This is a genomic window from Pseudomonas alloputida, from assembly GCF_021283545.2.
Classification (GTDB): domain Bacteria; phylum Pseudomonadota; class Gammaproteobacteria; order Pseudomonadales; family Pseudomonadaceae; genus Aquipseudomonas; species Aquipseudomonas alloputida.
On sequence record NZ_CP128540.1, the window covers coordinates 1,987,109 to 2,000,774 of the forward strand.

Consider the following 13,666-nt stretch of genomic DNA (forward strand, 5'->3'; position numbering starts at 1 on the left):
TTGCGTGAGAACCCAACCACTAATCCTTGCCCTGGCCGTGCTCGGCCTGGCTGGCTGCGCCAATGATCCGGCCCCTGAAGAGCAGATGCGCATTTCCGAACAGGCACTGGACCAGGCCAAGGCCGTCGGCGCCACTGAGCAGGTCGAAACGCTGAAACTGGCTGAAGACAAGCTGGCCCGCGCCAAGTCCAACATGCTTACCCAGGACTACCGCGATGCGCGCATGCGCGCTGAGCAAGCCGAGCTGGATGCGCGCCTGGCCGAGGCCCAGGTGCTGAACCAGAAGAGCGAAGAGCAGCTGCAGGTGCTGCAGTCGCGGGTCAAGCGCTTGCGCAAGCAACTGGAGGTGCAGCCATGATCCGTCGTACGCCTTTGGCTGCACTGGCATTGCTGGCGCTGACGGCAGGTTTGCAAGGTTGCGCCAGTCAGCGCAGCAGTGCCGCGCTGGATGAGGCCACCGTTGCCTTCCAGGGGGTCAAAGATGATTCCGATGTGCTGCGCAGCGCGCCGCGTGACGTGATTCGGGCGGGTGAGTCGCTGGCTCGCGCCGAGCGCCTGTCCAGTTACATCGGCACCGGTTCCGATGTGCGGCATTATGCTTACCTCAGCCAGCGCTACAGCGAGATTGCCCGCGAGCATGCCAAGCTGGCGCTGAACCAGGAGCGCCAGGCCAAGCTCGACCTGGAGCGCCAGCGCCTGCAGCTGGCCTTGCGTGAGGCCAAACTGGCCAGCGTGCAGCAGCAGGGCAAGTGGGTCGAGTCGCAGATTGCCGCGTTGGCTTCGGAGCAGGCCGACCGTGGCTTGGTGATGACCTTGGGCGATGTGCTGTTCGATACCGGCAGTGCCGACCTGAAGAACTCGGCCAGCCGGACTGTGCTCAAGCTGGTGCAGTTCCTGCAGCTCAACCCGCGCCGGGTAGTGCGTATTGAGGGCTATACCGACAGTACTGGCGCGGGCGAGGAGAATCTCAAGCTGTCGCGCGACCGGGCGCAGTCCGTGGCTGACATGCTTGTGGACCTGGGCATCGACGAAAAGCGCCTGCAGGTTGAAGGCTATGGCGACCAGTACCCGATCGAGGCCAATGCTTCGGAGCGGGGCAGGGCGCAGAACCGTCGGGTGGAGATCGTATTCTCCGATGACAAGGGGCGGCTCGCACCGGCGCGCTGAGTCTTGTAGAAATGGGCCGCTTTGCGGCCTGTTTTATGTCGGTTTAATCGTTTCGATAGCTGTCACGCTGTTGTATTGTCGACTACGTTGCAATCTGTCCCAGTACACTTTGCAACTGTTACGGTATCCTCTACCGTCAGTGACCCGTACAAGAACAACGAGCATGTCGACATGACCAACCTGCTGCTGTACCAGCGTATCGCCCAGCAACTGGCCGATGATATCCGTCGCGGTGTCTACCAGCCAGGCGAGCGGGTACCCTCCGTGCGCAAGATGAGCGCCCAGCTCAATGTCAGCCATGCCACGGTGTTGCAGGCCTATGCCAATCTCGAGGACCAAGGGCTTATCCGGGCGCGGCCGCAGTCTGGCTATTACGTGCACCAGACCCCTGCCTTGACCGCGCAAACCCCCGACATCGCTCGGGTGGAGCGCCCGGGCCTGGTCACGCGCGCCAGCATCATCCAGCAGGTGCTGACTGAGGCGCGCCGCGATGGTGTGTTCCCGTTTGGTGCTGCTGTGCCGCATGTCGACTACCTGCCAGTGCGCGCCCTGCATCAGCAAATCGCCAAGGTGACGCGCTTTCATAGCCCGCGCGCCTTCAGTTACATGTTCAGCCCCGGTTTCGAGCCGCTGCGCCGACAGATCGCCATACGCATGCGCGATGCCGGCGTGCTGGTCGACCCGCGCGAAGTGATCGTGACCCATGGGTGTGTCGATGCCCTGCAGATGTCGCTGCGGGTGCTGACCCGCCCAGGTGACCTGATCGCCGCCGAGTCACCGACCTACTACGGCTTGCTGCAGCTGGCTGACCTGCTGGGTTTGAAAGTGATCGAAATCCCCAGTGACCCGTCCACCGGTATCAGCCTCGAAGCCTTGCAACTGGCGGCTAACCAATGGTCGATCAAGGCGCTGGTGCTCACTGCCCGCTTGAGCAATCCGCTGGGCGGCACCGTTCCCGAAGAGCGGCAAAAGCAATTGCTGCGCCTGGCCTCGGACTTCGATATCCAGATCATCGAGGATGACATCTACGGTGAGCTGATGTTCGAGCAAGGCAAGACCAAGGCGCTGAAGGCGTTCGACCGGCTGGACCGGGTGATCTACTGTTCGAGCTTCTCCAAGACCCTGTCCCCTGGCGTGCGGGTGGGCTGGATGATCGCAGGGCGTTACCAGGACGAGATTCAGCGCCTGCAGACTTTTACCACCCACTCGGCCTGTAGCGTGACGCAGATGGGCGTGGCAGCCTACCTGGAAAATGGCGGCTACGACCGGCATCTGCGCTACATACGCCAGGAATATCGCAAGAACCTCAGTGCCTACCAGCTGGCAGTGCAGCAGCACTTCCCCGAGGGTACCCAGATGACCCGGCCGACAGGCGGCTTCATCCTCTGGGTGAGCCTGCCCGGTCGGGTCAATACCCAGGAGCTGCATGTGCGCGCGCTGGAGCAGGGCATCAGCATTGCACCAGGACTGATATTCAGTAACACAGAGCAGTTCAACCACTGTGTCCGACTCAATTGCGGCATACCTTGGAATAAAGAGGCCGAGCGGGCTGTGATTACGCTCGGTTTGCTGGCGCAGCAGTTGTGCAGGGAGACTGCGGTCACGCTGTTGTAAGGCTTGCAAGCCGCCTGTGGAACAGGGAGCATAGGCATTTTTCCTGCCAGTCTGTCCATTTGCCATGAACGCTTCGCGCTGCTTTGTCCTGATCGTGTGCCTTCTGACGTTCTGCTGCCCGGTCGTCCCTGCCTTGGCTGCGCAACCGGCAAACCAGGCTCAAACAGCTCAGGGTAAGCACGTGCCAAAAAAGGCGACTGCCAAGCCTGCACACAAGCCGGTCAGCAAAGCGGTTGCCAAGCCCTTGCCCAAGACAAATCTGGACCTCAGCCTGCCAGTCGAGATGGTCGACAACCTTGAGCCGAATGTGGGCACGCCTTCGCCAATCCAGCGGCGCAAACCTTTGTTGCCGCCCATGTTCACAGAAAAGCCAGAGACCAATGACAGTCCGTATCAGCTCAATGGCCGGCTTATCAACAACGAAATGCAGCTGCAACTGCGCAATGACAGCCGTCATGACGTGGAAGGAGCCGCCATCGATTTCGAGTATCGCCAATAGGCGGGAGCTGACTGCCAGGTCACAGCAGATTTCATCGTGCCAGCAATTTCAAACGACTGTTTGAGCGGTTACTATCCAGGGACGTTCGTCCCGTTTTGTTCCAGGGAGTCCTGATTTTGGTGAATAGCCATGCAATGCCGTGAGGGTTGTGGTGCCTGCTGCATCGCCCCGTCCATCACTTCTGCGATGCCGCGAATGCCCAATGGCAAGCCGGCGGGTGAGCGCTGCCTGCACCTGACTGCGGCCAACCTTTGCGACCTGTTCGGCAAGCCTGAGCGGCCGGCGGTGTGCGGTGGTTTCAAGGCAGATGCCGAGGTGTGCGGCAGTGATCGTGACGAGGCAATCAGGATTCTTGGCTGGTGGGAGCAGATGACGGCGGCGTGACAGGCTGGATCTTCGACAACAAGGATAAACATGATGAGATCGTTCAAGCGTATTGCACTGCTGTGTGGTGTGGGTGTTCTGCTGTCGCCTGTGGCCTGGGCTGAAAACTGGCAAGTGGCCAAGGACGAGGACGGGATCAAGGTGTCCCTCAGTGAGGTGGCCGGGTCCAAGTACAAGGCCTATCGCGGTGTGACCGTGATCAAGGCGCCGCTGGCCAAGGTCGAGGCGCTGCAGGAGGACGTGTCCGGGGCCTGTGCCTGGATTCACGAATGCAAGTCGCAGAAGCTGCTCAAGCACGAAGGTGACCAGAGCTGGACCTATACCCAGTTCAATACGCCATGGCCGGTGACGCCGCGTGATTCCGTGCTGCACATTACGACCATCAAGGAGGCGGATGGCAGCCTGACCCGTAACCTGAAAGAAGAGCCGACTTACCTGCCGGAAGAGAAGGGTTTTGTTCGGGTGGCAAAAGTCGACGGCTTCTGGAAGCTGGTGCCCAAGGGTGACAGCACTGAAGTGACCTACCAGGTGCACACCGAGCCAGGTGGTAGCGTGCCGGCGATGGTGGCCAACAAGTTCGTGGTGGATGCGCCGTTCAATACCCTGAAAGGGCTGCGTGAGCGGGCGGAGAAAAACTGAGGTTTTGTGGTGTCTGTGCCGGCCTCTTCGCGGGCAAGGCCGCGAAGAGGCCGGCACAGGACAAATAAAAAAGGCTGCCCGAGGGCAGCCTTCTTGCGTTCGGCTACTGCAGCTTACTTGCGGTCTTTCAGGGCAACGATGTCGCGCTTCTGCTCGCCGGTGTACAGCTGGCGCGGACGGCCGATCTTGTACGGGCTGGAGAGCATTTCTTTCCAGTGCGAGATCCAGCCCACGGTACGTGCCAGGGCGAAGATCACGGTGAACATGCTGGTCGGAATGCCGATCGCCTTGAGGATGATCCCCGAGTAGAAGTCGACGTTCGGGTACAGCGAGCGCTCGATGAAGTAAGGATCGGTCAGGGCGATCTCTTCCAGGCGCATGGCCAGTTCCAGCTGCGGGTCGTTCTTGATGCCCAGCTCGCGCAGGACTTCGTCGCAGGTCTGCTTCATCACGGTGGCGCGCGGGTCGCGGTTCTTGTACACGCGGTGACCGAAGCCCATCAGCTTGAACGGGTCGTTCTTGTCCTTGGCCTTGGCGATGAATTTGTCGATGTTCGAGACATCGCCGATTTCATCCAGCATGGTCAGTACGGCTTCGTTCGCACCGCCGTGGGCCGGGCCCCACAGTGCGGCGATACCGGCGGCGATACAGGCGAACGGGTTGGCACCCGACGAGCCTGCCAGACGAACGGTGGAGGTGGAGGCGTTCTGCTCGTGGTCGGCGTGGAGGATGAAGATCCGGTCCATTGCCTTGGCCAGCACCGGGCTGATCGGTTTGATCTCGCACGGGGTGTTGAACATCATGTGCAGGAAGTTTTCCGCGTACGACAGGTCGTTGCGCGGGTACATCATCGGCTGGCCCATGGAGTACTTGTAAACCATCGCAGCCAGGGTCGGCATCTTGGCGACCAGGCGCACCGCGGAGATTTCGCGGTGTTGCGGGTTATTGATATCCAGGGAGTCGTGATAGAACGCCGACAGGGCGCCGACTACACCGCACATCACCGCCATCGGGTGAGCGTCGCGACGGAAGCCGTTGAAGAAGGACTTCAGCTGCTCGTGAACCATGGTGTGGTTCTTGACGGTGCTGACGAACTGGGCCTTCTGCTCGGCATTCGGCAGTTCGCCATTGAGCAGCAGGTAGCAGGTTTCGAGGTAGTCGGACTGTTCGGCGAGTTGCTCGATCGGGTAGCCGCGGTGCAGCAGGATACCTTTGTCGCCGTCAATATAGGTGATCTTCGACTCGCACGAGGCAGTCGCCATGAAACCTGGGTCGAAGGTGAAGTGACCAGTGGCCCCTAACCCGCGGACGTCGATTACATCAGGACCAACGGTGCCGGTTAAAATGGGCAGCTCGACGGGGGCAGCGCCCTCGATGACCAACTGCGCTTTTTTGTCAGCCATGTGGCCTCCTATTAATGCTTGAAATCATCAGACAGACCCCCCACGCAGGGCCCGCACCACTATAGAGGGATAAATTCAGATGTCAATTTGCCTAAAGGCTTGTTGAATCAGGCATTCAAGCCTGATTTTTCCCGAAATTCTCGCCCATTTACGCCTTTTGTTCATTAAAGGCAATGCGCTATTTGGGCTACCCCGTCACGTTGTCATAAGCAGCCTAACTGTCTATACTCGGCACCCGACCGCCAGGGGCTTGCAAGCCCGAACTGCTGGGGGTCGCCGTTCCCTGGGTGGTGGGTACCTGACCAGTACACTTACCAACAACTTTGCCCTGATTCGCTAGGGGCTCTTCAGTGTGAAAAAAGCCGTGAAAAGCCAACGACCTGTAAACCTAGACCTAAGGACCATCAAGCTCCCCGTCACTGCGTACACGTCCATCCTGCACCGTATCTCCGGCGTCATCCTGTTCATCGGCCTTGCCATCATGCTTTATGCACTGGGCAAGTCGCTGGGTTCCGAGGAAGGCTTCGGTGAGGTGAAGGCGTGTCTGACCAGCCCGCTGGCCAAGTTCGTGACCTGGGGCCTGCTGTCCGCCCTGCTTTATCACCTCGTGGCAGGTGTTCGTCACCTGATCATGGACATGGGTATCGGTGAGACGCTGGAAGGCGGCAAGCTGGGCTCGAAAATCGTGATCGTCATCTCCGTGGTGCTGATCGTTCTGGTGGGAGTTTGGGTATGGTAACCAATGTCACGAACCTGTCGCGTTCGGGCCTCTATGACTGGATGGCGCAGCGCGTTTCTGCGGTCGTTCTCGCGGCTTACTTCCTCTTCCTGATCGGCTACGTGGTCGCCCACCCAGGCATCGACTACACCCAGTGGCATGGTCTGTTCTCCAACAACGCGATGCGGATCTTCAGTCTGCTGGCCCTCGTTGCCCTGGGCGCTCACGCCTGGGTCGGCATGTGGACCATTGCAACCGACTACCTGACGCCTATGTCGTTCGGCAAGTCGGCAACTGCGATTCGTTTCCTGTTCCAGGCGGTATGCGGCGTTGCGATGTTCGCTTACTTCGTCTGGGGTGTGCAGATTCTCTGGGGTATCTGATCCATGGCTAGCATTCCAACCATTTCCTTCGACGCCATCATCATCGGTGGCGGCGGCGCCGGCATGCGCGCAGCGCTGCAACTGGCTCAAGGCGGCCACAAGACTGCCGTAGTCACCAAGGTCTTCCCGACCCGTTCGCACACCGTATCCGCCCAGGGCGGCATCACCTGCGCCATCGCTTCGGCCGACCCGAACGACGACTGGCGCTGGCACATGTACGATACCGTCAAGGGTTCCGACTACATCGGTGACCAGGACGCTATCGAATACATGTGTCAGGAAGGCCCGGCTGCGGTCTTCGAACTGGACCACATGGGTCTGCCGTTCTCGCGCACCGAAACCGGCCGCATCTATCAGCGCCCGTTCGGTGGTCAGTCCAAGGACTTCGGTAAAGGTGGCCAGGCCGCCCGTACCTGTGCCGCTTCCGACCGTACCGGTCACGCGCTGCTGCACACCCTGTACCAGGGCAACCTGAAGGCGGGCACCACGTTCCTCAACGAGTACTACGCAGTTGACCTGGTGAAAAACCAGGACGGCGCATTCGTGGGTGTGATCGCCATCTGCATCGAAACCGGCGAAACCCTGTACATCAAGTCCAAGGCCACCGTGCTGGCCACTGGCGGTGCGGGCCGTATCTACGCGTCCACCACCAACGCCCTGATCAACACCGGTGACGGTATCGGCATGGCCCTGCGTGCAGGCGTGCCGGTGCAGGACATCGAAATGTGGCAGTTCCACCCGACCGGTATCGCCGGCGCCGGTGTACTGGTCACCGAGGGTTGCCGCGGTGAAGGTGGCTACCTGATCAACGCCCACGGCGAGCGCTTCATGGAGCGTTACGCGCCGAACGCCAAAGACCTGGCCGGCCGCGACGTGGTTGCCCGTTCCATGGTCAAGGAAATCATCGCCGGCAACGGCGTGGGCCCGAACAAGGACCACGTACTGCTGAAGCTGGACCACCTGGGCGAGGAAGTGCTGCACAGCCGCCTGCCAGGTATCTGCGAACTGTCCAAGACCTTCGCCCACGTCGACCCTGTGGTCGCGCCGGTGCCGGTCGTGCCGACCTGCCACTACATGATGGGCGGCGTTGCCACCAACATTCATGGCCAGGCCATCACCATGGACGCCGACGGCCAGGATCACATCATCCCGGGCCTGTTCGCCGTAGGTGAAGTGGCGTGCGTATCGGTTCACGGTGCCAACCGCCTGGGCGGCAACTCGCTGCTCGACCTGGTGGTGTTCGGCCGTGCTGCCGGCCTGCACCTGGAGAAGGCGCTGAGCGAAGGCGTGGAATACCGCGACGCCAGCGACACCGACGTCGATGTTGCCCTGAACCGCCTGAACAAGCTCAACGAGCGTACCAGCGGTGAAGACGTTGCCAGCCTGAAGCGCGAGCTGCAGAGCTGCATGCAGAACTACTTCGGTGTATTCCGTACTGGCGAATACATGCAGAAGGGTATCGAGCAGCTGGCCGGTCTGCGTGACCGTATCGCCAACGTCAAGATCAACGACAAGTCCCAGGCCTTCAACACCGCGCGTATCGAAGCGCTGGAGCTGCAGAACCTGCTGGAAGTCGCCGAAGCTACCGCCATCGCGGCCGAAGCCCGTAAAGAGTCCCGCGGCGCTCACGCCCGTGAAGACTTCGAAGACCGTGACGACGAAAACTGGCTGTGCCACACCCTGTACTACCCGGGTGAGAAGCGCGTTGCCAAGCGCGGCGTCAACTTTGCGCCGAAGACTGTTCCAGCCTTCGAACCAAAAGTCCGGACTTACTAAGGGTGGCTGCTATGTTGAAAGTCGAAGTTTATCGTTACAACCCGGACACCGACTCGGCGCCAAAAATGGAGTCGTTCGACGTCGATACCGGCGGCAAGGACCTGATGGTGCTGGATGTATTGGCACTGATCAAGGAAAAGGACGAGGGTTTCTCGTACCGTCGCTCCTGCCGTGAAGGCGTTTGCGGTTCCGATGGCATGAACATGAACGGCAAGAACGGCCTGGCCTGCATCACCCCGCTGTCGGCGGTGGTGAAGGGCGGCAAGCTGGTTCTGCGTCCTCTGCCAGGCCTGCCGGTCATTCGTGACCTGGTGGTCGATATGAGCATCTTCTACAAGCAGTACGAGAAGGTGAAGCCGTTCCTGCAGAACGACACCCCGGCCCCGGCCATCGAGCGCCTGCAGTCGCCGGAAGACCGTGACAAGCTGGACGGCCTGTACGAGTGCATCCTGTGCGCTTGCTGCTCGACTTCCTGCCCGTCGTTCTGGTGGAACCCGGACAAGTTCCTGGGCCCGGCAGCATTGCTGCAAGCCTACCGCTTCCTTGCCGACAGCCGCGATACCAAGACTCAGGAGCGCCTGGCGTCCCTGGATGACCCGTTCAGCGTATTCCGCTGCCGCGGGATCATGAACTGCGTAAACGTTTGCCCGAAAGGTCTGAACCCGACCAAGGCAATCGGTCACGTACGTAACATGCTGCTGCAAAGCGGCACCTGATACAAAGCGTTGTACCTGCAGTAAGCCGAGGTGCGGGTGGTGAGCCCGCACTGAGGTAAAACCCGAACAAGGGCCCACAAAGCCCGCGTTCATTACCTATGAAGATATGAGACCAGCAGGGGCTTTCCGGGCTGGTACCCGGAAAATCAGCAGGATCCAAGTGGCGTGGTTCAGTCGCTGTTTTCGGACTTTTCCAGGTTTGCTGTGGCTCTCGCCGATCAGTCCCCTAATCGAGGGTGACCAAGCATGCAAGAAAGCGTGATGCAGCGCATGTGGGATAGCGCCCACCTTTCAGGTGGTAACGCTGCATATGTGGAAGAGCTCTACGAGCTCTACCTGCACGACCCTAACGCTGTGCCAGAAGAGTGGCGCACTTACTTCCAGAAGTTGCCAGCCGACGGCAGCACCGCTACTGATGTATCGCACTCGACAATCCGCGACCATTTCGTACTGCTGGCAAAGAACCAGCGCCGCGCCCAACCGGTTTCCGCCGGGAGCGTGAGCAGTGAACACGAGAAGAAGCAGGTTGAAGTTCTGCGACTGATCCAGGCCTATCGTATGCGCGGCCATCAGGCTGCCAAGCTCGACCCGTTGGGGTTGTGGCAGCGCCCTGCGCCCGTAGACCTGTCGATCAATCACTACGGCTTGACCAATGCCGATCTTGATACGACCTTCCGTGCCGGCGACCTGTTCATCGGCAAAGAGGAGGCGAGCCTACGCGACATCTTCGATGCACTCCAGAAGACATATTGTCGCACCATTGGCGCCGAATTCACCCACATCGTCGATTCCGAGCAGCGCAGCTGGTTCCAGCAGCGCCTGGAAAGCGTGCGCGGCCGTCCGGAGTATTCCGCTGACGTGCAGGCCCACCTGCTCGAGCGCGTAACCGCCGGTGAGGGCCTGGAAAAGTACCTGGGCACCAAGTACCCGGGCACCAAGCGATTCGGCCTTGAAGGCGGCGAGAGCCTGATTCCGATGCTGGATGAAATGATCCAGCGTTCCGGCTCTTACGGCGCCAAGGAGGTCGTGATCGGCATGGCCCACCGTGGCCGCCTGAACGTGCTGGTGAACACCTTCGGCAAGAACCCGCGCGAGCTGTTCGACGAGTTCGAAGGCAAGAAGATGAACGAGCTGGGCTCCGGTGACGTGAAGTATCACCAGGGCTTCTCCTCGAACGTGATGACCCCGGGTGGCGAAGTGCACCTGGCCATGGCGTTCAACCCGTCCCACCTGGAAATCGTTTCGCCGGTGGTCGAGGGTTCGGTGCGCGCCCGTCAGGACCGCCGCAACGACACCGTTGGCGACAAGGTGGTGCCGATCTCGATCCACGGCGACGCTGCGTTCGCTGGCCAGGGCGTGGTCATGGAAACCTTCCAGATGTCGCAGACCCGCGGTTTCAAGACCGGCGGTACCGTGCACATCGTGATCAACAACCAGGTTGGTTTCACCATCAGCAACCCGCTGGATGCGCGCTCCACCGAGTACGCGACCGACGTTGCCAAGATGATCCAGGCACCGATCCTGCACGTGAACGGCGATGACCCGGAAGCCGTGCTGTTCGTTACCCAGCTGGCCATCGACTATCGCATGCAGTTCAAGCGTGACGTGGTCATCGACCTGGTCTGCTACCGTCGCCGTGGCCACAACGAGGCTGACGAGCCTAACGGCACCCAGCCGCTGATGTACCAGCAGATCAGCAAGCAGCGCACTACCCGTGAGCTGTATGCCGAGCAGCTGATCCAGGCCGGTCGCATCGACGCCGAGCGCGCTCAGGCCAAGATCGACGAGTACCGCAACGCGCTGGACAATGGCCTGCACGTGGTAAAAAGCCTGGTCAAGGAGCCGAACCGCGAGCTGTTCGTCGACTGGCGTCCGTACCTGGGCCATGCCTGGACCGCGCGTCACGACACCCGTTTCGACCTCAAGACCCTGCAGGATCTGTCGGCCAAGCTGCTCGAGCTGCCGGAAGGTTTCGTGGTCCAGCGTCAGGTGTCGAAGATCTACGAAGACCGTCAGAAGATGCAGGCCGGTGGCTTGCCGATCAACTGGGGTTATGCAGAGACCATGGCTTACGCCACCCTGCAGTTCGAAGGTCACCCGATCCGCATGACCGGCCAGGACATCGGCCGTGGCACCTTCTCGCACCGTCACGCGGTGTTGCACAACCAGAAGGACGCCAGCACCTACATTCCGTTGCAGAACCTGTTCCCAGGCCAGCCACGTTTCGATCTGTACGATTCGTTCCTGTCCGAGGAAGCGGTACTGGCCTTCGAATACGGCTACTCCACCACCATGCCGAACGCGCTGGTGATCTGGGAAGCCCAGTTCGGCGACTTCGCCAACGGTGCGCAAGTGGTGATCGACCAGTTCATCACCAGTGGTGAGCACAAGTGGGGCCGCCTGTGCGGTCTGACCATGCTGCTGCCACACGGCTATGAAGGGCAGGGGCCGGAGCACTCCTCCGCGCGTCTGGAGCGTTACCTGCAGCTGTGCGCCGAGCACAACATCCAGGTCTGCGTACCGACGACGCCGGCACAGATTTACCACCTGCTGCGTCGCCAGGTCATTCGCCCGCTGCGCAAGCCGCTGGTAGTCCTGACGCCGAAGTCGCTGCTGCGCCACAAGCTGGCCATCTCGACCCTGGAAGACCTGGCAGAAGGCTCGTTCCAGACCGTGATCCCGGAAATCGACGCAATCGATCCGGCCAAGGTCGAGCGTCTGGTGCTGTGCAGCGGCAAGGTCTACTACGACCTGCTGGAAAAACGCCGTGCCGAAGGCCGCGAAGACATCGCCATCCTGCGTATCGAGCAGCTGTATCCGTTCCCTGAGGACGATCTGGTCGAAATCCTCGCCCCTTACACCAACCTCAAGCATGCGGTCTGGTGTCAGGAAGAGCCGATGAACCAGGGCGCCTGGTACAGCAGCCAGCACCACATGCGCCGTATCCTGGGCCGCCACAACAAGGCACTGGTCCTGGAATACGCCGGTCGCGACGCTTCTGCCGCGCCAGCCTGTGGTTACGCTTCGAAGCACGCCGAACAGCAGGAAAAACTGCTGCAAGACGCCTTCACTGTCTAACGCCTTCGCGCACCTGAAACCGAATTTAAGGAAACACAGATAATGGCTATCGAGATCAAAGCCCCAACCTTCCCGGAATCGGTTGCCGATGGCACCGTTGCCACCTGGCACAAGAAGCCGGGCGAAGCCGTCAAGCGTGACGAGCTGATCGTCGACATCGAGACTGACAAGGTTGTCCTGGAAGTACTGGCTACTGCCGATGGCGTGCTGGGCGACATCGTCAAGGGCGAGGGCGACACCGTCCTGTCCGACGAATTGCTGGGTTCGATCGTTGAGGGCGGTGCTGCCGCTGCGCCTGCCGCGGCAGCCGCACCTGCAGCTGCTCCGGCCGCTGCTGCCGCTGACGCCGGCGAAGATGACCCGATCGCAGCCCCGGCCGCGCGCAAGCTGGCTGAAGAAAACGGCATCGACCTGGCTACCGTTGCAGGTACCGGTAAAGGCGGTCGCGTCACCAAGGAAGACGTGGTTGCTGCTGTTGCCAAGAAGAAGTCGGCACCTGCCGCTGCACCGGCTGCCAAGCCTGCCGCTGCTGCCGCTGCCCCGGTTGTCGTCGCCGCTGGCGACCGTACCGAGAAGCGTGTGCCGATGACCCGCCTGCGTGCCAAGATCGCCGAGCGCCTGGTCGAAGCCCAGTCGAACATGGCGATGCTGACCACCTTCAACGAAGTGGACATGACCGAAGTCATGGCCCTGCGTTCGAAGTACAAGGACCTGTTCGAGAAGACCCACAATGGCGTGCGGCTGGGCTTCATGTCGTTCTTCGTCAAAGCCGCTACCGAAGCGCTGAAGCGCTTCCCGGCCGTCAACGCCTCGATCGACGGCAACGACATCGTCTACCACGGCTTCGCCGACGTCGGTGTTGCCGTGTCCAGCGACCGTGGCCTGGTGGTGCCGGTGCTGCGTAACGCCGAGTCGATGAGCCTGGCTGAAATCGAGAACGGCATCGCTACCTTCGGCAAGAAGGCCCGTGACGGCAAACTGTCCATCGAAGAGATGACCGGTGGCACCTTCACCATCACCAACGGTGGCACCTTCGGTTCGATGATGTCGACCCCGATCGTCAACCCGCCGCAGGCCGCCATTCTCGGCATGCACAACATCATCCAGCGCCCGATGGCCATCAATGGCCAGGTCGTGATTCGCCCGATGATGTACCTGGCGCTGTCGTACGATCACCGCCTGATCGACGGCAAGGAAGCGGTAACCTTCCTGGTCACTATCAAGAACCTGCTGGAAGATCCGTCCCGCCTGCTGCTGGACATCTAACCCTCTGGCTGCGTACCGTGCCG

General features: G+C 60.8%; 13 protein-coding genes. 12 read left to right on the forward strand and 1 reads right to left on the reverse strand.

Features of this window, described 5'->3' with window-relative positions; all coding sequences use genetic code 11:
• The first annotated feature begins 4 nt into the window (after window positions 1-4).
• The 6 genes from LU682_RS09110 to LU682_RS09135 all read left to right on the forward strand — a co-directional run bounded on the left by LU682_RS09110 (window position 5) and on the right by LU682_RS09135 (window position 4,303).
• Window positions 5-358: a DUF4398 domain-containing protein gene (locus tag LU682_RS09110; protein ID WP_010954956.1), complete on the forward strand. Its 354-nt coding sequence runs from the start codon at window positions 5-7 to the stop codon at window positions 356-358.
• A complete protein-coding gene (locus LU682_RS09115; RefSeq protein ID WP_010954955.1) occupies window positions 355-1,167 on the forward strand; it encodes an OmpA family protein in 813 nt (270 codons plus the stop codon). The genes LU682_RS09110 and LU682_RS09115 overlap by 4 nt, the downstream gene beginning before the upstream one ends.
• Window positions 1,168-1,338: 171 nt before the next feature.
• Window positions 1,339-2,781: an aminotransferase-like domain-containing protein gene (locus LU682_RS09120; protein WP_003254223.1), complete on the forward strand. Its 1,443-nt coding sequence runs from the start codon at window positions 1,339-1,341 to the stop codon at window positions 2,779-2,781.
• Window positions 2,782-2,845: 64 nt separating this feature from the next.
• Window positions 2,846-3,280, forward strand: a complete 435-nt coding sequence (locus LU682_RS09125) for a hypothetical protein (protein ID WP_010954953.1) — start codon at window positions 2,846-2,848, stop codon at window positions 3,278-3,280.
• 129 nt (window positions 3,281-3,409) lie between these two features.
• Window positions 3,410-3,664 (forward strand): YkgJ family cysteine cluster protein, encoded by a 255-nt coding sequence (locus LU682_RS09130; protein ID WP_010954952.1) that lies wholly within the window; start codon window positions 3,410-3,412, stop codon window positions 3,662-3,664.
• Between the two features lie 33 nt (window positions 3,665-3,697).
• Window positions 3,698-4,303: an START domain-containing protein gene (locus LU682_RS09135; protein ID WP_049588216.1), complete on the forward strand. Its 606-nt coding sequence runs from the start codon at window positions 3,698-3,700 to the stop codon at window positions 4,301-4,303.
• A 113-nt stretch (window positions 4,304-4,416) separates the two neighbouring features.
• Here LU682_RS09135 and gltA read toward each other — a convergent pair whose 3' ends face one another.
• Window positions 4,417-5,706 (reverse strand): citrate synthase, encoded by a 1,290-nt coding sequence (gene gltA, locus LU682_RS09140; RefSeq protein WP_003254218.1) that lies wholly within the window; start codon window positions 5,704-5,706, stop codon window positions 4,417-4,419.
• Between the two features lie 352 nt (window positions 5,707-6,058).
• On the opposite strand from gltA, the gene sdhC reads away from it, so the two are divergent.
• From sdhC to odhB, 6 genes are all read left to right on the forward strand, one after another.
• The gene (sdhC, locus tag LU682_RS09145) at window positions 6,059-6,445 is read left to right on the forward strand and encodes a succinate dehydrogenase, cytochrome b556 subunit (RefSeq protein WP_008091902.1); all 387 of its coding nucleotides are present in this window, start codon (window positions 6,059-6,061) and stop codon (window positions 6,443-6,445) included.
• The gene (gene sdhD, locus LU682_RS09150; protein ID WP_003254214.1) at window positions 6,439-6,807 is read left to right on the forward strand and encodes a succinate dehydrogenase, hydrophobic membrane anchor protein; all 369 of its coding nucleotides are present in this window, start codon (window positions 6,439-6,441) and stop codon (window positions 6,805-6,807) included. The genes sdhC and sdhD overlap by 7 nt, the downstream gene beginning before the upstream one ends.
• A 3-nt stretch (window positions 6,808-6,810) precedes the next feature.
• The gene (gene sdhA, locus LU682_RS09155; protein ID WP_003254213.1) at window positions 6,811-8,583 is read left to right on the forward strand and encodes a succinate dehydrogenase flavoprotein subunit; all 1,773 of its coding nucleotides are present in this window, start codon (window positions 6,811-6,813) and stop codon (window positions 8,581-8,583) included.
• Window positions 8,584-8,594: 11 nt separating this feature from the next.
• Entirely contained in the window at window positions 8,595-9,299 is a 705-nt protein-coding gene (locus tag LU682_RS09160) for a succinate dehydrogenase iron-sulfur subunit (protein ID WP_003254212.1), read from the forward strand.
• Window positions 9,300-9,545: 246 nt separating this feature from the next.
• Complete coding sequence (locus tag LU682_RS09165; protein ID WP_010954951.1) at window positions 9,546-12,377, forward strand: 2-oxoglutarate dehydrogenase E1 component; 2,832 nt, start codon at window positions 9,546-9,548, stop codon at window positions 12,375-12,377.
• A 42-nt stretch (window positions 12,378-12,419) separates the two neighbouring features.
• The gene (odhB, locus tag LU682_RS09170; protein WP_010954950.1) at window positions 12,420-13,643 is read left to right on the forward strand and encodes a 2-oxoglutarate dehydrogenase complex dihydrolipoyllysine-residue succinyltransferase; all 1,224 of its coding nucleotides are present in this window, start codon (window positions 12,420-12,422) and stop codon (window positions 13,641-13,643) included.
• The last annotated feature ends 23 nt before the right edge of the window (window positions 13,644-13,666 follow it).